At 67.2% G+C, this 22,512-nt stretch carries 11 protein-coding genes; 4 read left to right on the forward strand and 7 right to left on the reverse strand.

Translation table 11 applies throughout. From position 1 onward, the window contains the following. Positions 1-57: 57 nt before the first annotated feature. Entirely contained in the window at positions 58-1,116 is a 1,059-nt protein-coding gene (locus tag AB0L56_RS11150) for a hypothetical protein (protein WP_365421579.1), read from the forward strand. A gap of 57 nt (positions 1,117-1,173) precedes the next feature. On the opposite strand, the gene AB0L56_RS11155 is transcribed toward AB0L56_RS11150, so the two are convergent. The 7 genes from AB0L56_RS11155 to AB0L56_RS11185 all read right to left on the reverse strand — a co-directional run bounded on the left by AB0L56_RS11155 (position 1,174) and on the right by AB0L56_RS11185 (position 20,274). Further along, complete coding sequence (locus tag AB0L56_RS11155; RefSeq protein ID WP_365421582.1) at positions 1,174-3,498, reverse strand: UvrD-helicase domain-containing protein; 2,325 nt, start codon at positions 3,496-3,498, stop codon at positions 1,174-1,176. After that, positions 3,495-10,232, reverse strand: a complete 6,738-nt coding sequence (locus AB0L56_RS11160) for a DEAD/DEAH box helicase (protein WP_365421585.1) — start codon at positions 10,230-10,232, stop codon at positions 3,495-3,497. Before AB0L56_RS11160 ends, AB0L56_RS11155 begins: the two co-directional genes overlap by 4 nt. Next, complete coding sequence (locus AB0L56_RS11165; RefSeq protein ID WP_365421588.1) at positions 10,229-11,677, reverse strand: hypothetical protein; 1,449 nt, start codon at positions 11,675-11,677, stop codon at positions 10,229-10,231. Before AB0L56_RS11165 ends, AB0L56_RS11160 begins: the two co-directional genes overlap by 4 nt. A gap of 24 nt (positions 11,678-11,701) precedes the next feature. After that, positions 11,702-15,511, reverse strand: coding sequence for a hypothetical protein (locus AB0L56_RS11170; RefSeq protein ID WP_365421591.1), 3,810 nt, complete (start codon positions 15,509-15,511; stop codon positions 11,702-11,704). Continuing rightward, positions 15,508-18,381 (reverse strand): SNF2-related protein, encoded by a 2,874-nt coding sequence (locus tag AB0L56_RS11175; RefSeq protein ID WP_365421594.1) that lies wholly within the window; start codon positions 18,379-18,381, stop codon positions 15,508-15,510. Before AB0L56_RS11175 ends, AB0L56_RS11170 begins: the two co-directional genes overlap by 4 nt. Before the next feature lie 314 nt (positions 18,382-18,695). Then, the gene (locus AB0L56_RS11180; RefSeq protein WP_365421597.1) at positions 18,696-19,871 is read right to left on the reverse strand and encodes a serine/threonine-protein kinase; all 1,176 of its coding nucleotides are present in this window, start codon (positions 19,869-19,871) and stop codon (positions 18,696-18,698) included. A 232-nt stretch (positions 19,872-20,103) separates the two neighbouring features. After that, the gene (locus AB0L56_RS11185; RefSeq protein WP_365422081.1) at positions 20,104-20,274 is read right to left on the reverse strand and encodes a helix-turn-helix domain-containing protein; all 171 of its coding nucleotides are present in this window, start codon (positions 20,272-20,274) and stop codon (positions 20,104-20,106) included. Between the two features lie 666 nt (positions 20,275-20,940). Between AB0L56_RS11185 and panD the strand changes: the two genes are divergently transcribed. From panD to AB0L56_RS11200, 3 genes are read left to right on the forward strand one after another with little or no spacing between them, the layout of a single operon-like run. Then, positions 20,941-21,363, forward strand: a complete 423-nt coding sequence (gene panD, locus AB0L56_RS11190; protein WP_365421600.1) for an aspartate 1-decarboxylase — start codon at positions 20,941-20,943, stop codon at positions 21,361-21,363. Between the two features lie 28 nt (positions 21,364-21,391). Then, positions 21,392-21,742, forward strand: coding sequence for a GNAT family N-acetyltransferase (locus AB0L56_RS11195; RefSeq protein ID WP_365421603.1), 351 nt, complete (start codon positions 21,392-21,394; stop codon positions 21,740-21,742). Positions 21,743-21,762: 20 nt separating this feature from the next. Beyond that, complete coding sequence (locus AB0L56_RS11200; RefSeq protein ID WP_365421606.1) at positions 21,763-22,392, forward strand: aspartate/glutamate racemase family protein; 630 nt, start codon at positions 21,763-21,765, stop codon at positions 22,390-22,392. Positions 22,393-22,512 lie beyond the last annotated feature (120 nt).

Here is a 22,512-nt window from a genome sequence, read left to right on the forward strand (position 1 = left end):
GTTGCCGCGCTTGGCCCGGGCACGACCGCAGAGCACGGCCCGTGTAGGGGGTTGACCATGATCAAGGGTGCCGCACTGCGGGGGTATTTATTGGAGGAGGCGCTTGCCTGGCTTCTGCGCTCCTCCGGCTACCGCCTGCTGGTGCACGAGAGCCAGGACCCCGAGGAGCTGGCGACCGAAGGGAACACGCTTCGGGTGCGGGGCAGGGGAGCACTGCATCAGGTGGACGCACTGGGGGAGTTCGCGTTCACACCGGCGTTCTCGATGCCGGTGCGGCTGTTCCTGGAGGCGAAGTTCTACCAGGAGCGCTGCGGACTGGAGATCGTGCGCAACGCCCACGGAGTGCTGCACGACGTGAACGAGAACTTCGTGATGCACGCGGGTAGAAGGCCGCGGCAGCGGTATCAGTACGCGTACGCCCTGTTCTCGACGAGCGGGTTCACGTCGGACGCCCAGAAGTACGCCTTGGCGCACCAGATCTCGCTGGTGGATCTGTCGGGCGCCTCGTTCGCGTGGTTGCTCGGGACGATCGGTACCACCGCGTGGACTTTGGAGCAGGCGCAGTTCCACCTCGGGGCGTCCGGGACGTTCCCGGTGACGTGGATGCGTACGGAGCTGCGGAAGGAGTTGGGGACCTGGACCGCGTCTGCGGAGCTGCAGCCGACCCCGGCGCCGGCGGACGGCAGATTCCGGGACGAGGCTGAGGCGGCGATCGCCGGCTTCGCAGCCGCGCTCCAGCAGAACAGCGGTGCCGAGTTGCTGTTGGGTTTCCCGTCGGCACCGTTCATCCTGCCGCTGGCCGCCAGCGATCACCTGGCGTTCACCACGTACGCGGATACCCATCCGGACCATGCGGTGCGCATTCGGCGACGTGGCAATGGCGGTTCGGCGGAGTGGACGCTGTCGCCGCTGGGGGAGGAAGGCGCGTACGAGCTTGCCTTCAAGCTGCCGAAGCAGGTGGAGGATTGGATCAGTGACGTCGAGGGGAAGGAGCGGCGGCGCGCTCTGGAGGTCAAGGAGCAGTTCCTTTCCGCGATCACGATCTACCGGATGAACGGCGGTGGCGTGCGGGCGTATCAACTGCGCTACGAGGCGAGTTCCCTCTCGCACTTCTGATTCCCAGCGAGGAGGAGAGTGTGGGCCTCCCTGAGGCCGGGGAGGCCCACGTCCGTGTCAGACCGGCAGGTAGGGGCTGTGCTTGCCGTGCCAGCTGATGTTCAGCGCGTCTCGGGCTCGCGTTGTCGCCACGAAGAGCAGGGAACGGGCCTTGCGCTGTTCGCGCTCGTAGCGGGGCGGATCCTCGATGCGGTAGCGGTCGATGACGTGCGTGCGGGGGATGATGCCGTCACTGGCACCCACGATGGCGAGGCGTTGGTACTCGAGACCCTTGAAGCGATGCATCGTGCCCACGTGGACCTCGCCGTCGCCCTTGGGACCGTCCTTGGTGAGTTCCGCGCAGGTGATGCCGGCCTTGGTGACCAGGTAGTACATGGTCTGGCTGACCATGTCGCGGTCGGCGACGCAGACGGCGATATGGCCGCTCGGGTCTATGGGTGAGCCGTTCTCGTCCGTGGAAAGCTCCTCGCGCCACGTGGCCAGGGTGGTGGCAAGACCGGCGAGCTCGTCCTCCCAAGTTTCGTACGGCGTGAAGGCCGGGGCGGGGCCGTGGAGGACGGAACGGTATCCGGCGAGGTTGTCGGTGCCGTCGTCCAGGTCGTCGTAGTTCACCTGCTGCCAGGGCTTCACGGGGTCGACCACACGGAGGGCCTCGGTGAGGATCTCCTTGGTGGTGCGGTAGCTGAGGGTGAGGCGAGAAGAACGGCCGCGGATGTTGATGCCGAGGCTGCCGAGGGCCACCTGGTGGTCGTAAATGCGCTGGTGGGTGTCGCCGGCGATGAACATGTCGTTGGGCAGGTCGGGGTCGGCCATGGCCCGGAGCATCTTCCAGTGCGCGGGGCTGAGGTCCTGGGCCTCGTCGACGACGATGTGCCGGTAGCGGTAGTTCAGGTAGCGCATGCCGGAGCTGTTGTCGCGGTGGATGAGGTCCTTGCCGCCGACCTCCTCTTTGTACTCCCGCCGGGCCCTGATCTTCGCGGCACGCTCGATCTCGAAGCGGGCAGCGCGCTCGGATGCCTGGCCCCAGGTTTCCACGCCGAGCTTGTCCAGGCGGGCGGTGAACTGCTCGACGAGCTTCCAGATGTGGTTGCGCTCGGGCCGGGTCAAGGAACGGCCCCGTCCTGCACGGCGGGCCTGGAAGTAGGCGGAGCGGGTGGCGACGGACTGGCCGAGAATGACCTGCTCCCACTCCTCCAGGAGAAACTCGGCCTCCCAGCGGCGGTCGTCGAGTTCGGCGAGGAGTTGGCGCATCTCATTCAGCGCCACGTGGTCGTAGACACGCTGCCGGCCCCGGCCAGGTGCGGTGTTCTCACCCAGGACGCGGGCGGCGAGCTGGTCGATGTGAGCGATCTCGACACGGTCGAGGAGTTCGGGCTCGACGAGGGACGCGAGACGCAGGCGGAGGTCCGTGGTGAGGTTCTTGGTGAACGTGGTCAGCAGGATCGTCTTGTTGCTACCGGGGGGCAGTTGCTCAGCCAGGTGCTTGACCCGGTGCAGGGCGACGATGGTCTTTCCGGTGCCGGGCCCGCCGGAGACGCGGGCAGGTCCGTTGTAGTGGCGGTGGACGATGCGTTCCTGCGTGGGGTGAAGAAAGACCTTCCAGGCTCGGAAGTCCCCTTCGTCGATGGCCGCCTGAACGGCATCGTCAACGGCGGTGACCTTGGTACGGCTCAGGGCCGCGGCGAAGTCACCGAGATCGGGCTCGTGACCGAGCTCGACGGGCTGGGTGATTTCCTTGCGGACCTCGTCGATGGGCATACCGGCGGCGAGACCGTAGAGGACGTCCTTGGACAACAGAGGGGCGCCCTCGACGAGCTGGTCCAGCTCGGTGCTGTCGGTGACGGCGAGGGCCAGCTCGATCAACTGGTCGGCGACACCCAGCTCCCGCAGCTGGTCGGCGCTGTACGCGGCGAGCAGGGGAGGGGTTTCCACCGTCGGCTGCGGCTGCGGCTGCGGTTGTGGTTCGGGCTCGGCCGACGGCGCGGTCCGGTCAGGTTCGGCCGGGGTCAGGGTGATCCCGGCGCGGCGCAGTGCGCTGCCGCCGACGACCGAGAGGTCGACGAACTCGATCTCACCGGTGACACGGTTGACCGCGACCTGGAGCTCTTCGTAGACGTCCTTGCGGTGGCGGACGGCGATGACCAGCCAGCTCTCGGTGCCGTCCGCGTCTACTCCGGTCGGGGTCAGCAGCGCGCGGTAGGAGTCGTTAACCCGCGCGGACCAGATGCGCGAGTCGCCTTTGAGCTTCTTCAGCTTCAGGCCCGGCTGGTTGGGGTTGTTCCGGAAGACGTGGCAGAAATCGTAGAACTGGGCCTTGACCGAGCGGTCGAGCTTGTACAGCTCCTGTTCGGCCTTGCGGTACAGGCTGAGCCGGGCGGTCATCGGGTGGTGCCTTCCGTATTGGGGAGCTGTACGAGCAGGGTGTCGAGATGGTCGAGCCATGCGGCGGCGGTCCGGACCGTCCAGCCGTCCTCGGCGTAGGCGGCGTCGCGTCGTTGGGCCTCGATGTCCTCGTCGCCCTGGTGGGTGGCCACAACGGCGATCTTGAGGTCGGGAGTCCGCCAGGCGAAGTCCGCCTGCCAGCGGCTGCTTCCGAGTTCGAACCCGAAAACGGGGGCCTGCTTTCCGTGCTCGGCAAGCGTCTCGGCGAGGCGGAGCAGGGCAGGTGTTTCGTCGGGGTCCTCGCGCAGGATCTCCAGGATGTCGTCGTCCCAGACGGCGTCCCGGATGATCTTCCGAAGGGCGGCTTCCGCCGGCGAGTCCGTGCTCGGCTCCGAGGCGGCGGGCCGGACTGCGGGCTCGGGCACGACGGTGGGCGCGGGGGCGAGTGCTGCGGCGAGCGAGTCGAGTTCACCCAGGCCACCGCACACGGCGAGAACCTCTACCTTGAAGTCCGCAGCGCTGCTGACGGCGAGCTGGACACCATCCCCGCCCACGAGTGACAGGAACTGGGTGATGTTGGTCCAGTACAGCCAGGACCGCCACCGCAGCTTGTGCTCGTCGGTGTCGAGGACAGCGTCGCTGTCGTCGAGGACCGTCAGGGCGGTCCACCGCAGGTTGTCAGGGTCGGCCGCGTCCAGCGCGAACACGATCGGCAAACCGTGCTCGTCCTGGGTGCGGAACACATGAACGGGACCGAGGCTGCCGGCGTCGGGTACCACCGGCTTGCCGTGCCGTCGGCCGGCTCCGAAGGAGGCGAGCTGTTCGCGCAGTGCGGTGACAAGCTCGCTGCGCTTGCCGGTCGCGGCGACGGCGGTCGTGGCGGAAACAGCGGTGAGGCCGGTGACCAGGGCGCGGGCCCGGCGGGCCCAACGGGTGGCGTCAGGATCCCGCAGATAGGCGATGAGCGTGTCGATCGGGTTGGCGAAGACGGCTTCGCCGAAGTGGGCACGGTTGCCGCCGTACTGCTCGTAGGCGGCCTTGGCCTGCTCCTGGGCGGTGCCCCGGTACGGCGGCCAGACCGGTTTGGTGCGCCCCGGCCGCCGCTCGAACAGGTCGATGTCGGCCCAGGTGATCTGGAAGACGATCTTTCCGTCGGCACGGAGCCGGGTGCGCTGGGCCGCGTTCTTGGCGATGAGGTTGTGCTCCCGGCTGGCGTGGAACCGGAAACCTTCCAGATAGACGTGCACGCTCTGCACCGGACCGCCGACGCGGGTGAAGGTGAAGTCCGTTCGGGTGCCTTCGAGCTGCCTCTGGGCCGTCAGCCTCCAGTGAATCACGTCCGAGCCGTCGGTGAATCGCAGATGCCCGCTGGCGTGGCCCTCCTCGTCCAAAGCTGCGTCGTCGGTGACCTTCACCCAGTCCCGCAGCGCGGTCAGGAAGCGGGCCTCCAGGTCGGATTCGACCTGAGCGTCCAGCCCGACCAGCCCGGTGTGTTCCACATCGCTGATGTCCCAGCCGTCCTCGCCGTCCCCCTTGAACAACAGCGACTCCAGCATGCTGAGCGCCGCCTGGCGCGAGACGACGTCCTGGAACTGCTCGGGGGTGTAGCGGTGCAGACAGCGGTGGCAGGCACGCCGCTGCTCCTCGGCGCACGGACATGCCTTGAGCTGTTCGTACGCCCGAGCGAGGGTGTCCCGGAAGGCACGGCGGTCGGTGAGCCGGTCCAGGTATCCGGTGCCGCCCGGGAGAGAGTCGAAGAGCACCAGGAACCAGCGGCGCTCGCCGCTGTCCATGTCCGGCATGGAGGCCACCGTGGTGTCCAGGTGCTGCGGGTCGCCGCCGAAGTGCAGGTCGACACCGAGTCGCAGGGCGGCCCGGAAGGAGTGCACCCGCGCGTCGACGTCGGCTGTCGCGGCCGGGATGAGGATCCGCAGGGCTTCGGTCTGCAGCTGGTGGGCCAGCAGCACCTGCTCCTGCGTGACGCCGTCCTTCTTGCCACGGCGCAGCGGGCACCACGGGCGGTGGTGCTTGAGCTGCGGGGCGCGGGCTGCTGCCGATTCCAGGGCGTCGGTGTCGTGGTCGAAGACCGGACGGCCGTCCGCGCTCGCGGCCCCGCAAGCGGTGCACACGTGGAAGGGGTTCAGCCGGACCAGGTGGCCGGCGAAGTCATCTCGGGCAGGAGCGTCGTAGCGGACCGGGCCGACGTTGATCCGGCGGATCATTGCCGTGCGGCAGAAGTCCACGCCGAACGTCTCGCGGTCGTGCCGCCAGGACTTCCCCCGCTCGATCTTCTCGACGGGGATGTCCACCGCGTCCACAACGGTGTAAGAGCGGCGATCACGGTCGTCCTTGTCGTCCCGGATCCGTGCGTCCTCACGCTTGTCCCGCGACGTCACGGTGGCCGGCTCCACGACCTGGAACAAGCAGGAGCCGTCGTCAGCGATCTGGCTCGTCCGGCACCGAGGGCACGGAGAGCGATCGTCGGTGGCGTCCTCGGTACGTACGTACCCGCACCCTGGGCACACCCGCCAGGTCCGCCACTCCTGGCGCCCGCCCGTCGCCAGCTCCAGGCCGGTGATCTCGTGCCGGTAGCCGTTGACGTAGAAGGTGTTGCCCGGCGCCAGCTCCTGGATCGCGAAGCGGCGGGGCCGCTCATAGGAGACCGTCTCGGACGTGTACACCACCTTGCCAGTCTTCGGGTCGATGCCGTCCTCGCCATACAGGGTCGCCGACAATGTCGTCGACGAGTCGATGAGGGCGTAGTTCGGCAGCAGACCCAGGTCACACAGCGCGGTCTGCGCCGTGGTGTCGCCCAGGTGGAGCAGCTGCCTGCCCACCCCGCGCCGTTCGGCGTCCAGCTCCGCCTTCTGGCGGGCCTGGTCAGGGTCGCTGTCGTGCAGCTCGCCGTGGGCCTCGTCGATCTCCCGCAGCCGCGCCCGCAGCGCGTCCTCGGCGCGCCGCCACTCGCCTTCCGCCCGCTCTACGGCGCTGCGCAGACCGTGCGTCGCATACGCCTCCAGGTGGGCCCCGGCCTGCTCGCTGACGCCGACCGGGAACAGCCGCAGGAACCCCTTGACCAGCTCCTCGCCCTGGTCGAGGGCCAGCTCCACCAGATCGGTCAGATAGCCGGACGGGCCGAACAGGCGCGGCGCCTTGTGCGGCAGCGCGCGCAGCACGATGCCGTCCGCACGGACGAGACGGCCGGCCGCGGCGAGGTCCAGCAGATGCGCCAGGTACTGACGACGAAGGATCTCGACGGCCGACAGGTAGGACCCGGGCGGCACAATCGTGCCCGCGATCAGGTCCTTCGGACGCTCGAGGAAGTACAGGTCACGGCGCCGCCGGTCGGGAATGGTCAGCAGGAAGGCATTGCCGGTGCGGCGGCCGGCCCGGCCAACCTGCTGAGCGTAGGAGGCGGGGCGGCGCGGCAGCGCGGCCAGCACGACGGCGGACAGGTCGCCGATGTCGATGCCCATCTCCAGCGTCGGCGTGCAGGAGAGCACATTGGGGTCCTTGAACCCGCTGCCGCGCTTGAACGCCTCCTCGACCTTCTCGCGCTGGTGCCGCGTCAGCATGCCCGTGTGCTCGACGGTGACCACCTGATAGGTGCCCGCGCCGAGGTAGAGCCGCCGGTAGTAGTCGTCCCTGTAGTCGCGGTCGCGGTGGTGTACCCCCAGCCCCTCGGGCCGGTCACCGGCCACAAGGCGGCCCCGTCGGCACCGGTAGGAGGGACAGGGCTGGTCGTGCCACTGGTCCAGCAGCGACGGGTGCACCGTCTGCTCCCAGAAGCACACCGGGCACCGCACGTACGAGACCCGCACCTGCTCGTCGTCCAGCAGCCGGGCCTCGATGTTGCCGGGCTTGAGCCCGTACACCCGCACCGAGGTGTCGTTCGGGGTGCGCACCGACAGCAGCCCCATCGAGGCGAGTTCGGGCAGCAGCCGGCTCCACAGCTCGGGTGCCAGCTCACGCGGCAGCTCCAGACACCGCCCCGCCCACCGCTCGTACCAGGAGAGCCGCCCGGTCGCGAAGTCGAACTCGCTGCCGTTCTTGGGTTGCCCGAGCAGGAACACCGGGGCGGCGATCCCCTTCGGAAAGGCCCGCATGCCCGGAGCCCGCTTGCCCCAGATGTAGTACCGGCTGGTGCCTGCCTCGTCGATGAACTTGTTCAGCCACTGATGGGCGACCGCACCCCGGGTACGGAGCCGCTCCAGGAAAATGCGCACGAACGCCAGATAGCGGGCGTCGTCCTGCGCCACCAGGGGCAGGCCGTCCCGCACGCACTCCTCGTGCAGCCGCTTGACCAGCGCGATCACTGCCGCCGGGTCGCCGATACGGACCTGCGCGGCGGCGGTGCGGGTCAGCTCCAACGTACGGCCGTTCCGGGACCGGAAGCCGAACTCCATCAACGCCTCGAACGCCAGCCGCTGACCGATCAGCCGCCACGTCTTCAGGTCCCCACCGCGACCCTGGCCGGACAGCAACCGGTTCACGCCCTTGAAGCCGTGCAGGTCCGGCGGCACCACCGCCGAGAGGGTGTCCTTGTCCGTCGTGGCGTCGACGACGTTCGCGATCAGGTCGTTCAGCGCGGTCGGCTCGTCGTGCCGCAGGTGGTCGGCGAGGAGAGCACGGAGCGAGAAGGTGTACGAGCGGTTGGCGACGAACCCGGCCCGGTGCGCGGCATCCTGCACCGAGTCGTTGAACATCAGCGTCTTTTTCTCGTGAAGCTTCTTGTCGAGCTCCCCACCGGTGAAAAGCTGGGTGATGGACGCGGCCGCCATCGCGGCGGCACCCGTACCGAGGTAGCGGATCGCATTGCGCTCACCGCACGCCGGACACCAGTCCTCCTTGGCCGCGGTGTTCGCCGTCTCCCCGAAGCTCACGAGCACGAACGCCGAGTCACGGGCCGTCAGCCGGGGCTCCTTGGTCTCCCGGTCGTAATCGTTCAGCGGATCAGGCAAGCGCAGCCGCTTACGGGTGCCGTCCAGCACCATCAGCACCCCGCCGGCACCCTGCGACGCAGCCGAGCCCCCCTTGCCGCCGGCCGCCGTGAGCAGTGCGGCCCCGGAACCCTCCCGGGCCTCCCGGTCCGTCGCGGCGATCAGGTTCCGCACCCGGGCCTTGTCCTGGCCCAGCGACGCCCGCCGGATCTTGTACGTGTCGAATTGGACGTCGTGGTCATCGCTCTCCGGCGAGAACACCGCCCACCCCGACCGCCCGCAATCACGGCAGTAGATCGCCGGCAGGAACAGGTTCGCGCTCTGCCCCGACGTCGCCGTCGTCACCGGCGCCATACGGCCGCTGTCGGCCGCGCCGGCATCGGCCGTGCCGGCCACATCCCAGCGGAACTCCGCCTTCGGCCACGGCAGCACCCCGCGCAGCAGCCGAGACACCGAACGCGCCCACTGATGCACCTCGACGTGCACGAAGGGCCGGGGCTCGGCGGGCGAGGACTCCGGATCGCGGGCGTACGACAGCAGCGCGACGAACCGCGCCAGGGCCTCGGCCGCCTTCTCCGGCTGCCGCGCCACCGCCTCGGACCAGCCGGCGGCGCCCGCACGCCACATCACATCCAGCACTTCGGCACTGGTCTTCACTTCGCCGCCGAGCGCCTGCATCACCGCACGAGTGAACAGATGCCGCTTGAGGTTTCCACCGAGGAGGAACGGATCGAGGTCACGGACGTCCGTCACCTTCTCGATCAGATCCAGCAACGCCTCGTCGCCGGTCGCCGGATCGGGCAGCGCCAGCAACTCGTCGGGTGTCGGCATCGGCTGCATGGTCACGTCACCGAGCGGGATGAATTCCTCGACCGTGAGCCGGTTCTCCCCGACGATGGAGTCCGCAGTGAACTCCGTGCCGAAGACGTGGGTGGCCACCTCCAGCAGCTGCGCCGTGCCGTCCTCGTCCGTACCGGAAGCGAGCGTCGCCGATGTCGCGACCGGACAGATCTTCCCCAGCGGACGGCCTTCCTCGACTGCCCCGACGGAGGCGGCGAGTCGACGCAGCAGCATCCCGACGTCTGTGCCCTGTGCGCCGTCGTACGTGTGGAACTCGTCTACGACGACGTAGCGGATATCCGACTCCCGCCACAGGGGCGCGTCGTCCGCACGCTGGAGGAGGAGGTCCAGCATCTTGTAGTTCGTTATCAGGATGTCGGGCGGGGACAACTGCATGTCCGAACGGCGGGTCCGCACCTTCTCGTACTGCGTCGCCGCGCGCTCTCCGATGTAGAGGCCGGCCGACAGCTTCCCGAGCTCGGCGTTCTCCGTGAGTAGATCGTTGATGCGCTGCGCCTGGTCGGTGGCCAGGGCGTTCATGGGGTAAAGGAAGACCGCCTTCACCCCGGTCTTGCCGACGGCCCGCTCCCGACGGCAGTGGTCCAGCACCGGGTAGAGGAACGACTCCGTCTTACCGGACCCGGTACCGGTGGTGACCAGCGTCGGTTGCGGGGTGTGGCCGTGCGCTGAGGATAGCCGCGCGAACGCGGCCGCCTGATGCGCATACGGCTTGAAGCCCTCCCGCTGCCACTCCAGATGGGTGCGCCACTCCTGGCCGGCCACGGTAAATGGTGTCCGGATCCGCAGATATGGACCCCGGAACATCCCCGACGTCTCGTCCCCGAGGAACCGGTGCAGTGCTTCACGCGCACCCTCGTCGGTGAGTGCGTAGGTCGTGGACAGATACTGCAGCAGGCTTTCCTTGAGCCCGCGTGCCTGAAGCGTCGGCCTCACGGCTTCGGCACCTCCTGCTTCTCCGGATCCCACTCGCCACGGGCGACGGCCTCGTCGAGCCGCTTTTTAAAGACGGCGTGTGCTGCCCGCATCTCCTTCTCGCGGTCGGCCTTATAAAAGGGAGCCCTGTACCCATCCGGTTCCGACACGTCGGCAGGATTTGCTAGGTAAGCGAGGAGTTGGTTGTAATGCTCCCGAGTCTGTCCATGACCGTGGGTGCGAGGGTTTCCTGCAATCTTGCGCCCGGCCGAGTCAAACCAAGTGGTCCGCTCGTAGTCGGATAGGACCGGATACCGTGATCTATAAAGGGCGGCCAGTCTATCAGCGTCGATGCCCAGCCAGACAGATACCAGCGCGTCGATCTCTACCAGCGCTGCGCGCCGCTCGAACTCCGTTCTCAACGGGGAATTGCTCCGCCATTCATGCGGAGATTCGGGAGTTAGAGGTTGCGCGCCTGGCCATGAAGCTGCCCATTTCTCGCCAGAGTAGTGAGGGGTTAGCTCAGACCAGATATCTGCATAGGCGTTCGTCATGCAGTTTAGTCGTAGAGTACGAATGGCCAATGCCCTCGCGAGGGGGTGGTCAATGCGAGGGGCTGGCATCTTGGATACGTCACCAATCTGCAGATGTGGCCGGCCGATGATCCGGAGAAGATAGTCCATTGGGAGGCTGGACCAAAAGCCGGTCAGTAGGAGCGTCGCTTCATTGCTTCCGAGATGCAACGTGTGCACAGCGTCCACGTGTGTGACGCCTGGAGCGATTAGTGCCACAAAGAGGCTTCGGTCCCCATCAAAGGAGATCATCTTGCGCCATGCAGTTCGGAAGAACTCTGAATAGGGCGCCCCGTCCCAGCGATCCTGGGCGGATGTGAAGTCGGGCTTTGATGCCGATCGTTCATAATTGGTCCTCGGAGTGTGGTCATCCGCGATGTCGCCTGGGTTGACTAGGTACCAATCTTGAACGCTATTGCAGGGAATTCGTGGCTCTTTGTGAAAGGGCGTGGAAATTCCGAAGTTGGGTCCCTGGATGATGACGTCGGTCGGGTCCTGTGCGGTGCCCGTGTTCCAGCGAATGAGTCCGGAATTTTTTGCGCCCTTCTCATGAAAACCCGAACTGGCGCGGAAGTCGAATGATTCGACGCGAAGTGGGGCAGCCGTCAGAGCTGCGATTGCGGTCTGCTCATGACTTGTCACTGGGTAAAGGATGGGTGCGCAATATGCATCCTCGATGCGGCCATCCATAATCTGATTCCAGAGTTCAAGAACTCCTTTGTTCACCCAGATGAGTCGTGTTGCGTGAGGGCGAGTGTCCCACTCACCGTTCACGCGGATCCCTGGCAACTCTCCACGGCCGGAGTCCTTCAAGGATGCCAGCAATGTATCCGGTGTAAAGATCCAGCTTGCGTGCGTGAATCCGATTTCTTGGACGCTTCCGTAGATGTGCACACCATATTGGCGCGTCCACTCGATTTAAGAGAAGAGTCTTCTGCGGTTGGAGAAATGGGCATGGAATCTGAGCCTCTGGTACGAGGCGGAACGTAGACTGGCCTCTTTGACTCCACCTAGGTGGGTGTCGGGGTGGATCAGCCCGATGATCCCATCCCTGGAATTGTTCGACCAGGAGCGGATCATGAAAGCGCGGTACAGGTCAGGCTGTGTTCCAGCCAGCAAAGTATACGTTGTAGGTGATCCCACAAATTCCAGGACTCCGGCATTTCTGCCAAGTTCACTCAGTATGAAATCTCTAGCCTTGGGATCATTCAACAATGCAGACTTGCGGACGACCCATTGCGACTGATTTGGCTTCTCTTCCAGGGCGAACCACGGGTCTTGCTCCCCGAGGGTGGCGGGTTCGTCCCACTTGGGGCGCACCCAGGGGGGGTTGCCCACTTGGAGGTCGAAGCCACCGTTCCGAGCGAAGACGAGGGCGAACTCCAGCTCCCAATGGAGGAAGCCCTGATCCTCCGTGATGTCGTGCACCTCCCGGAGCCATGGGAAGCGGTCCTCGGGGTTGCCGGCATCCATCCCCATGAAGCCGGGCAGCGTCTCCTCGAAGCTCTTGAGTGCGTCGAGGTCGTTGAAGCTGTCGATGAGGGTGCCCTCGGGCACGTCGGCAGTGCCGAGCATGGCCTCCAAGAACTCTAGCCAGTCATCGAGGTCCCTAAGCGGAACGATCGGTCGACGCTCTGGGGCTTTCGGCTTCGGTGCTGTTGCTTGGACCCTGCCTCGCGGTGTCACCTGCTTGAACTCTACGACTGCGTCGTCCGCGCTCAGTTCGAGGTCCTCGAAGCTGGTTTGCTCCGGGCCGAGCGCGAACAGGGCCGTTGCCTCGACGTACCGCGGCCTGGGCACGGGCCTAGGAGAAGCCAGCGGTTCCGGTTCAGTCGAGGCAGTGAGTGACTCCATCGCCAGCGGCGCGCCGTCGAGGAGGCGGCTGAGGCTGTCTACCCCCGTTACTTGGGGCACCGCCGTGTACTCCCCAGTGGTGCCGTCGAGCAGCCCGGCCTTGTCGACGGGCCAGAACCACAGGGCGCACCAGGCATCCATGATCTTCTTGAGGCGCCAGTACGGAGTGTCAGCGGCGTTGAAGAGGTCTTCGAGGACCTGTTCCTTTGTAACGGCCTGGTCAGGGCGGCGGAGGAAGGCGTACTCCGGGTCAATGGGGTCAGTGCCCCAAACGTCGATCCGGCGGGCGATTGCCTGTTCAGAAAGCTCGATGCGCTTGACCACGAGCGACCAAAGGAATTCGACGCGACGGGCAGCGTCCCGGAGGCGGGTGAACTGGGACACCGGCTCCTTCCCTGACTTCCCGGCCTTGCTGCGCTTGGGGCGCTGGAGGATGCTCTTTCTCCAGGTGGCGAGCTGTTCGACGCTTTCCTTCGCAAATTCCTTGGCTTCCTTCGAGCCCGCGACCGCTGCCCAGCCGGGGCTCGGCAGAAGGAACTGGTGTACCGCGTCCTGGGGGAGTGACTGGGGCTCGCCGTCCCTGAGGAAGGGCAGAGGGGTAGGGGCCAGGGCGCCCTTGGTCTTGAGCCATTCCTTGCCGGTGATGTCGTCGGCCGCGTAGACGGCGCGACGGGCGCCGATGAGGCTGTTGCCGCGGCGGAGGTGGAGGCCGAACCAGGGGGCTCGCATGCCCGGGTGCATGGTGTTGAGCCAGAGGGATACCTCGGCGAGCTCGACGCCGGTGGCGTTGAGGTCGACGCCGTACGCGTTGTGCAGGGCGATGTACGCCTTGGCCTTCTGCTTCTCGGTGAGGGCGTCCGCGGTCGGGATGGTGACGCCCAGCTCGTCCTGCCGACGGCGCAGGTATTCCTCGGCGACCTGGTTGATCGCCTCGTTGAGGAAGGCGCCGGACCCGAGGGCCGGCTCGCAGATCTTGTACTTGAGCAGTTCCGACGCCCGGGTCTTGATGATGTTGCCGTCGGCGTCGTGCTCCTGGTCAAGGCGGTGCTTGAGAGTGAGCTCGACCGTGACCTGGGTCAGCGACTCCGGGGTGTAGTACGAGGCGGAGGTCTCGCGGTCGCGGCCGGCGAGGCGGTAGACGAAGGAGCCCTTCTCGTACTTCTTGACGCCGCGCAGGCCCTTGCGGGCGTCGTCCTCGTCGTAGTGGACGAGGGTCTTGTCGGAGTACTGGTCCTGCTTCTTCAAGGGGATGAGCCAGGAGCCCTTCTCCGGCTCGCCGCCCTTGGCGACCTCGCACAGCTCCTCCTCAGCGACGATGCCGGTGTACGACATCAGGCCCTCGTAGACGGCGCCGAGCTGGTTGATGCCGAGGTTGCGGTAGGAGATGAAACCGCCCCGCTCACCGCGCTTGCCTTTCTTCATGGTAAGCAGGCGCAGTACTTCGTGCAGGGCGGCGTTGCGCAGGCGCAGGTCGAGCCAACGCGGGTCGCTGTCCTCGTCGCTGCGAGGGTCGAGGACGCCCCTGCCGATGAGGCGTACCGAACCGGGCTCGAAGAGCTCGCTCCGCAGGGGCTCGAAGCGCAGGCCACGGTCCTCGCTGCGGCGGGCGGCCTTGGCCCTGCGGGTTTCCTCGTCGTCGCCGGGCTGGTCGTCGTCGGCCTCGGTGCCGTACGGGCGGTGGCCGAAGTTGACCTTGTTGAAGAGGACGTCCAGGGATTCATGCAGGTGGAAGCCGTTGCGGGCCTCCTCCTCGACGAGTTCCTCGTCGCGTTCGACGAGCTCGCGCAGGCGGGCCATCGAGTAGCCGGACGCGTAGCTGCCGTCGTCGGCGGGGAGGATGCCGAGTTCGGGGCGGGCCTCGGCGTAGAGGAGGAACAGGATGCGGTAGAGGTATCGGAGGGATTCGCGAGTGAGTTCCCGGGCGAAGGGGATCTTGGGGCTCTCGATGTCGGCTGGGGTGACGTTGTTGTCCGGCGCAGCCATCCGCGCGAGGACCTCGTTGGCGATGATCTCGACCGAGCGCTGGATGCCGTGGCGCAGTTTGCCGGAGACGCCGGCGGCGTTGGCGTTGGAGGACTTCAGCAGGGCGTCGATGGTCCGGCTCTGGTCGTTCTCGCCGGGCCGGAGCATGTCCAGGCTGAACAGCGCCGCCACGGTGGCGAGTTCGCCCTGCTGGCTGCGGTCGTTACGTTCGAGGGCTGCGTCGAGGTTGACGGCGAGGTAGCGGCCCTCGTTCCAGGACTGGCGATCCGCGAGGACGAGCACGCCTCCGCACAACAGCAGGACGAAGCGCGAGCGAGGCCCACCGGCCTCGCCGAGCTCGCTCTGGAAAAGCCAGGATGCCAGGGCCGGGCCGGTCTCGTACGTCTCGCTTGCGCTGACACGCAGCGGGTGCAGCAGCCGACCGGGGCCTGTCGCGTTCAGAGCGGCGTCGTTGTCGGCGGCCCAGCCGCAGTCCAGGGCGACAATCCCGTGGCCGTGGTAGGCCACGGTCAGGGAGTGGTCGCGTCCGGCGCGGTGGACGGTGACCTCGGTAGGAGTAGCCTCGAAGCCGAGGGCTTGCAGGATCGTCTGATGCCACTCGGCGAGGCGCTTACGCCACTCGGAGTTGTTGTGGGTGTTCGGTCGGACCTCATCTCCTGCGTCGCGCTCAGCGGCCTCGGCGAAGTAGCCGCGTAGGTCTTCGGAGAGGTAGGCGCCGCGTAGCGAGCGGAGGAGCTCCCGAGGAGTCTTCCGCGGGTCGTACTCATCGCCTTCGCGTAGGGCCCAGGTGGCGAACAGGCCCTTCTTCAGATCGGATCCGAGCTGTTCGGCGAAGTAGTGCGCGGCGAAGTATTCGCCGCGGTTACTGAAGGAGTCGAAATTGGTGCTCATCGGTCGGTGCCTCCCTCAGCGGCGTTGAGCGGTTCCAGGACGGCGAGCAGGCGCAGCATCGGCTCGCCTGTAGTCTGCAGGGAGTTGAGAAGGCTCAGCCGCCTGCTGGCGCTGAGGTTCACTCCGCGCTTTCCCGTCCCATCAGAAGAGAACATGGCTTCCTGTTGCCAGTGCACGACGCGTTTGCGGGACGGGGACAGGATCGCCTCGATCTCCTCGCCGTAAGCCTCTTTAAGGTTCCGGACGTGCTGTTCGGCCCTGTTGATGGCTGCAGGCACGAGCTCCGTCAGGCCGCCGAGGTCGCGCGGTGCGGCGCGGCCGGGCATCGTCGGACCCACGCCGTAGTCCTCCAGAACCTCCGGGGTCAGAGGCGTCACCTGAAGGTCGTGCGGTTCACCGTGGACGGCCATCCACTCGACGATGGTGGGCCGACCCAGCGCATTGGAACAGATGCCCTGCACCAGGAACGTCGGAGAGTTCACGGAGGCGGCGAGCACGGGGGCCTGGTGGCGGCCGACCTCGACGAGCACCTTGTCGGTCAACCAGTCCAGGACGGGGTGGACGTCGGTGACGTAGGAGACGTTCGGCCACTGTGACTTGGACGACTCCCGGGCCGCCTTCAGACGCCGGTCCGCGAGGTCCTTGGAGAAGGTGATGCGCATCCGTCCCGGCTCAGTTTTCCGAGGCATGATCCGCTGTTCGTCGAGGTACGACTTCGGCAGTGCCTTCAGCCGGTACAGCAGGTCACGCGGGGGTTCGAAGGCGATCGTGCCGTCGTCGTCGCGACGCATAGAGAGCTGGTCCTCGGGGTTCGGACGGCAGACCTGACGCAATGCCTCGTCGAAGTAGTCAGCGGTGGACGAGAACAGACGTGGCACGTACGCCCGCCGCACCTCGGGATGTTCCGGGACGGCACCCACCTGGCCGAGCAGTCCTGAGAGGAATGCAGCACCCCCCTGCTGGGACTGCTTGATCGACTCCTCGACGGTCCGGCCGGCGATCAGGTCCTGGGTGAGGCGGTTCTCCTCCTCCTTGGCCCGATATAGGCCGGTGACCGCCTCCACTGAGCCCTCGATCTTGTGCGCTTCCTCCTCGCGTTTCAGTAGCTTCTCGCCCACGAGACGGTCGTCCAGCGTTCGGGCCTCCCCGGTTGTCTCATCCGTCCGCCAGGGGATGTCGCTGGTGAGAATCAGAGCACGGAACTCAGGCCGGTGCTGCTGGCCGTAGCGGTCGATGCGGCCGTTGCGCTGCTCGATACGGATCAGGGACCACGGCAGGTCGAAGTGGATCAGCCGGTGGCACTGCTGGTGGAGGTTGACGCCTTCGGAGGCGACGTCGCCGGTGAACAGGATGCGTACGGGGTCGTCACGCAGCCCGAACTTCTCGACGATGGCCTGCTGCTCCTCGTCGCTGGTGGCATCGCCGTGCATGACCTGGACCGCGCCGCCGAAGGCCAGCCAGGGCTTGTTCTCGTCGGGGTCGGCGCCGCGACGGAAACCGAGCGCGGCCGGGACAGCCTCCGCAAGCCACTTCAGCGTAGGGATGCGCTCGGAGAACACCACCACGCGGGTTTCTGAGCCGGGGCCGACACCCATGGTGCGCAGCTCGTTCAAGAGGGCCGCCAGCTTCGCCGAGTCCTCGTCTTGGATCCGCTCGGCCACGTCCCGGAGATCCAGCAAAGCCGCGCGCTCTGCCTGCCTGGCAGCCTCCCGAGCCGCCGGGTCGACCGGGCGGGCCGTCCGCTGCCCGCCTCGTGCCGATTCGGAGGCCGACTGCTTGTCCAGCGTCGCCAGTCGCGTCTTCACGGTCTCCAGCAGCGCCTTGTGCGAGGACAGGAAGGACTTCAGCAGCTGGTAGGGCACCAGCTGGTGTCGGCTGACCGACGGCTGGTCGGGATCGGCCGGAATCCAACGCGTGGCGAGCTCCTGGAAGACGGCGAGTTCCTTCTCACCGGCCGTTACATGGATCGGCTGGGATGGTCCACGGTCCGCCCAGGCGCCCTTCAACGAGTCGCGGACCTCCGCCGTCGTCTTCGTACGCCGAATGTAGAGGTGCTCAAGGTCCTTCACTTCGTACTTCGACGGGTTGGCGATGGCCGCCTCGTCCAGCATCTTGATCAGCTCGGCGAACGACTCGGCACGACCGTTGTGGGGCGTGGCCGACGCCAGCACCAGCGCGTCGGTCTTTCGAGCCAGCAAACGGGCGAGTTCGTTGTTCTTGGTGCCCCGGTTGACCAGATTGTGGGACTCGTCGATGACGACGGCGTCCCAGTTGGTGTGCTCGAGGTGGTGCGCGTAGACGTCGCTCTTGAGCGTGTCCACGGAGATGATCGCGCGCTTGAAGTACGCGAACGGGTTCCGGCCGGCCGGGATGTCCTGCTGGATGCGCTGGATACCGGTGGAGTCCAGTCGGACGAGCGGAATGGCGAAGCGGGTCCACAACTCCCGCTGGAACTGCTCCAGCACGTGCTGGGGGGTCACGACCAGGATCCGCTCGCCGCGCCCGCGCCGGATCAGCTCGGCCAGCAGTACCCCGATCTCCAGGGTCTTGCCCAGGCCCACCACGTCGGCGATCAGAATCCGCGGTTGCGGGTTCTTCTCCAAGGACAGCGCCAATTCGGCGGGCCGCAACTGGTGCACCTGCTGGTCCATGAGGAACCCGTCGGCCAGCGCGAGCCCATGCTCGGTCTGCGGCAGGAACGTCTTGAGCATCACCGCTTCAAGGAACAGACGGCCCCGCCGGTGATTGGGTGAGTCGTCCGGGACGAGCCGCGTCTCCCTCGGGTCCAGTACCTGGATCGCGTCGAGTCGGCTGTAGAAGACCGCGTCCGTACCGCGCACGAAGGACGAGATGCCGGTGACCTCTACCATCCACCCGTCTTTACCGACGTCCTTGGAGTTCCGGACGAGCCACAGCTCGTCGCGGATCAATACCTGGGATCCCGGGGCATAGCCAGAGGACCCGTTGGTCCGCCGTGAGGCCGGAGCATCCTCCGGCGCCCAGGCGTCCCACACCTCATCGCCCTGGCCGCCCACGGCTTCCGCCTCGACGCTCAACGTCCACTCCGATCCATCATCAGCGGCCATCGACGGCCGCACACACCCCACACGCCTGTAAACGACGGACTACGCCGTCCGAGCGCCATTCCGACAAAGACTCTCACCCAGCACTGTCAGCGCAGGAGTCACAGAACGGGATCGGCGGCATACAACGCGCGCAGCTCGTCCGCGATCCGCTTCGACGCCAGAGGGCGTCCCTTGGCCGCGTCGGCCTTAGGAGGGTCGCTCCGCCTTCCGGACTCCGGCGTCGGCTTGGGCAGGAGAACCTCAGGCTCTTCCGGCTCCCGCTCCGGTTCGTCGGCCTCGGCCAGTGAAGCCCGCGGCGGGTCGTCGAGCGGGCTCACCAGTTCACTGTTCTCGACAAGATCAGCCTGCTCGTGGATGAGCTTCTCGAACGGCACCGTCGGCGGCTCACCAAGGGTCGCCGGAGCCTCGCCGCCCTTGGTGTGGGCGATCAGCGCGAGCCGGGCAGCCGCCGGTGCCACCCCGGAGTCGGAGAGGACCCTCGCGCACGTTTCGGAGACCGCTGGCAGAGTCGGCCGCTCCTCCGGCGTGTGGGCGAGCATCGACTCCAGCAGGGGTACCAGCGGCGCAGGTACACCAGAGAGATCGGGAGTGATCTCGGGATTGGTGACCTGTGCCGCGATGGCTTCCCAGCGTGATCCGTCGTACGGATAGTGTCCGGCCGCCGCGTACAGCAGGACCGTGCCCAGCGCGTACACATCTGCCGCGGGTGACACCTGTGGATGGCCGCCGGCCTGCTCCGGAGGCATGCACCGGACGGTGCCGATGATCATGCCACTGTGTGACAGCGTCTCCTGAGAGGCGTCCATGAACGCGCCCAGCCCGAAGTCGATGATCATCGGGCCGTCATCGCCCAGGATGACGTTCTGCGGCTTCAGGTCTCGATGGAGCAACCCTGCGGCGTGGACTGCCGACAAGCCTTCGGCGAGCAACGCCCCGAGGCTGGCCGCCAGCGGCAGCGGAAGTACACCGTCGCTGTCCACGCAGGCCAGTAGCGTGCGACCGGCCACGTACTCCATGGCCAGCCAAGGCCGGTCTGCGTAAGGATCCGCGTCCAGGAAGCGGGCCACCCGGTTCGTGCCGATCACCGTGCGGGCGATCAACGCCTCCTTCTCGAAGCGCGCACGCGTCAGCGGATCGAGCTTGTCGTTGCGGATCACCTTCACCGCGACCGGATCACCAGCGGGCGTGTAAGCGAGATAGACCTCACCCATTCCGCCCGAGCCGAGCTCCCGCGCCACCGTGTACCGGCCGATCCGCGTGGGCACCCCGCTCATCCGCACCGACTCACCTTTCCACCGCGCCTCACCCGATCGGCGCTCTTGCCTGCCACACTCTAATCGGCCAAGAGGTCGGCCTGAGGTGCTTTCGTCCTGATCAGGACACCGAGCAACGCGATGCAAGTCGAAACCGGCCTGAGGAAGTCGGGGCAGCGGGATCTCCAGCAGCCGCTGTGTCGACGGCTGCTGGGTGTCTGTGAGTCCGGGGCCGGCAGGAAACTGCCCGCTTCTAATGGATCTTCTGCTGCTCCAGCCACTTGAAGACCTCGGCCCTCTTGTACAGGACCTTGGCGTTCCTGCCTCGGCCGAGCTTGTAGCCCTTCAAGCCCAGTTTCGATGCCTCCCTATAGACCCAGCTCGTGGACATATTGAGCATCGCAGCGACCTCAAAGGTGTCCATAAGGACAGGCTCGACGCTACGGCGTCTGCGCGACGAGTCGATATCGGTGCGGGTCTCGTCGGGGTGCGACTGCGGTCCCACGGGCAAGATGACTCCTTGAGGGTGGCCTGAGCTTGATCGCGGCAGCGGTTCGCGCTCCGCTCTGGTCGAATTGCAAACGTCCTTGACGCCCGCCCTGTGCCACCGCCAAGAGTCACCGGACGAGCCACAGTCATGGTCGTGAGAATCGCCGGTTTGGCTAACCGGCGATCTGCCGCTATGTTGCCGCGCTGCTTCGGCCACTCAGATTCATGGAACTGTGGGTGCCTCCTTCTTCGAGTCGGGAAACGAGGGGCTGGGCCAGCTGACCCATGGCGGCGCGTGATCCGACTTCCGGTCGAGCGCCTTCGCTCCTGCCTGCCGTCCGGACCGTCCGCGTGACGGTGGTCACGGACGTCCTCCAGGGGGTGCTGCGTAGGCTTGGGCCGTCGCCACGGTGGGGTTTGCGAGAGCGGGTGAAGCCCTTCTCTGCTACCTGACGAGGCGTCAGAAAAGTCAGCAAGTGGTCAGCATGAGTCCTGAAAAACCTGGGGACAGCTGCCCGAACATGCGACTCGTTGTAGGGTGTCGAAACAGCCCTTGACCTGCAAAAACGCAGGCAGGGAGCCTACTTGTGGGAGTGCCCCGATGTTGCGTACAATGTTCAAGTCCAAGATCCACCGCGCCACCGTCACCCAGGCCGACCTGCACTACGTGGGATCCGTGACGATCGATGCCGAACTGCTCGACGCCGCCGATCTGTTGCCCGGTGAGCTCGTGCACATCGTCGACATCACCAACGGGGCCCGGCTGGAGACGTACGTCATCGAGGGGGAGCGCGGGTCCGGGGTGATCGGGATCAACGGGGCCGCCGCCCATCTCGTCCACCCCGGTGATCTGGTGATCATCATCAGTTACGCTCAGGTGACCGACGCCGAGGCGCGGGCGATGGAACCCCGGGTGGTGCATGTGGACGCCGGCAATCGCATCGTGGCCCTGGGCGCCGACCCGTCCGAGCCGGTGCCGGGGTCGGACCAGGAGCGCGGCCCGGGGGCCGTTGCCACGGCCTGAGCGGCGCAGACCAAGGCGGGAGCGTGACATGGCCGTGGGTGACATCGAGATCCGCGACGACCGGGCGGCGGGCCGGCTCGAAGCCGTGGCCGATGGTGAGGTCGTCGGGCGTATCGAGCACTTCGTCCTCGACACGCCTCAGCGCGCGCTCGTCCCGGTGCACACCGTCGTGGAGCCCGCCCACCAGGGGAAGGGCATCGCGGGCTCCCTCGCGCGCGAGCTCTACGCCATCGCCGCCCGTGAGGACAGCGCCGTGGCGCCGCTCTGCCCGTACGTCGCCAGGTGGGCCGAGCGCCACCCCGACCAGGCTCCGGCGGCCGGGCTCGAGCTGATGCGGGCGGCGAAGGCGTGGCTGGCGGCGCACCCCGAGCGGTTCTGACGGCCCCGGTGGAGGCGCCCGTGCTCGCGCTGCTGCACACCTCGCCCGTGCACGTCCCCGTCTTCGACGCGCGGCGCGACCAGGCCCATCCGGGGCTGGAGTTGCTGCACCTCGTCGCCGAGGACCTGCTGGAACGCGCCCGCGCCGACGGGCCCGCGGCGGTCGCCGACGACGTACGGGCGAGGGTGCGGGAGGCCGTCGGCAAGGGCGCCCGGGCCGTGCTGTGCACCTGCTCGACCATCGGTGGCGTCGCTGAGGCGGCCGGGGCCGGGGCCGGTGTCGCGGTGCTGCGTGTCGATCGGCCCATGGCCGCTGCCGCCGTGGCCGCGGGGCGGCGTGTCGTCGTCCTCGCCGCCCTGGAGAGCACGCTCGGTCCCACGGTCGCCCTGATCGAGGAGGAGGCCCGCCGGGCAGGCCGGTCCGTCGAGGCGCGGACCGTGCTGGTCCCGGGAGCCTGGGAGCGCTTCGAGGCGGGCGATGCGGCGGAGTACGTCCACCGGGTCGCGCGGGCCGCCGACGCGATCACCGGCGCCGATGCGATCGTTCTGGCCCAGGCCTCCATGGCCCCGGCGGAGGCGCTTGTCACGACGTCCCTGCCCGTGCTGTCCAGCCCCCGTCCGGGACTCGCGGCGGCAGCCCGCCTGCACTGAACCACCACCCCCGGCGCGGCCATGGGGGCGCGGTGCATCGCCGAGCCGGAGGCGCCAACCGGCCCCCTGCCGTCACGCGGGCGGGTGAGTGGCGAGGCGGCCCACGGGTAGGCGGGGAGT

Origin of the sequence: Streptomyces sp. NPDC052079 (assembly GCF_040680275.1) — a bacterium.
Taxonomy (GTDB): Bacteria; Actinomycetota; Actinomycetes; order Streptomycetales; family Streptomycetaceae; genus Streptomyces.

Coding starts and splice junctions, on each gene's coding strand:
- AB0L56_RS11180 (WP_365421597.1), bottom strand. CDS start 19,871: ATGAGCGGGGTGCCCACGCGGATCGGCCGGTACACGGTGGCGCGGGAG.
- AB0L56_RS11170 (WP_365421591.1), bottom strand. CDS start 15,511: ATGAGCACCAATTTCGACTCCTTCAGTAACCGCGGCGAATACTTCGCC.
- AB0L56_RS11150 (WP_365421579.1), top strand. CDS start 58: ATGATCAAGGGTGCCGCACTGCGGGGGTATTTATTGGAGGAGGCGCTT.
- AB0L56_RS11185 (WP_365422081.1), bottom strand. CDS start 20,274: ATGGACACCTTTGAGGTCGCTGCGATGCTCAATATGTCCACGAGCTGG.
- panD (WP_365421600.1), top strand. CDS start 20,941: ATGTTGCGTACAATGTTCAAGTCCAAGATCCACCGCGCCACCGTCACC.
- AB0L56_RS11155 (WP_365421582.1), bottom strand. CDS start 3,498: ATGACCGCCCGGCTCAGCCTGTACCGCAAGGCCGAACAGGAGCTGTAC.
- AB0L56_RS11195 (WP_365421603.1), top strand. CDS start 21,392: ATGGCCGTGGGTGACATCGAGATCCGCGACGACCGGGCGGCGGGCCGG.
- AB0L56_RS11175 (WP_365421594.1), bottom strand. CDS start 18,381: ATGGTAGAGGTCACCGGCATCTCGTCCTTCGTGCGCGGTACGGACGCG.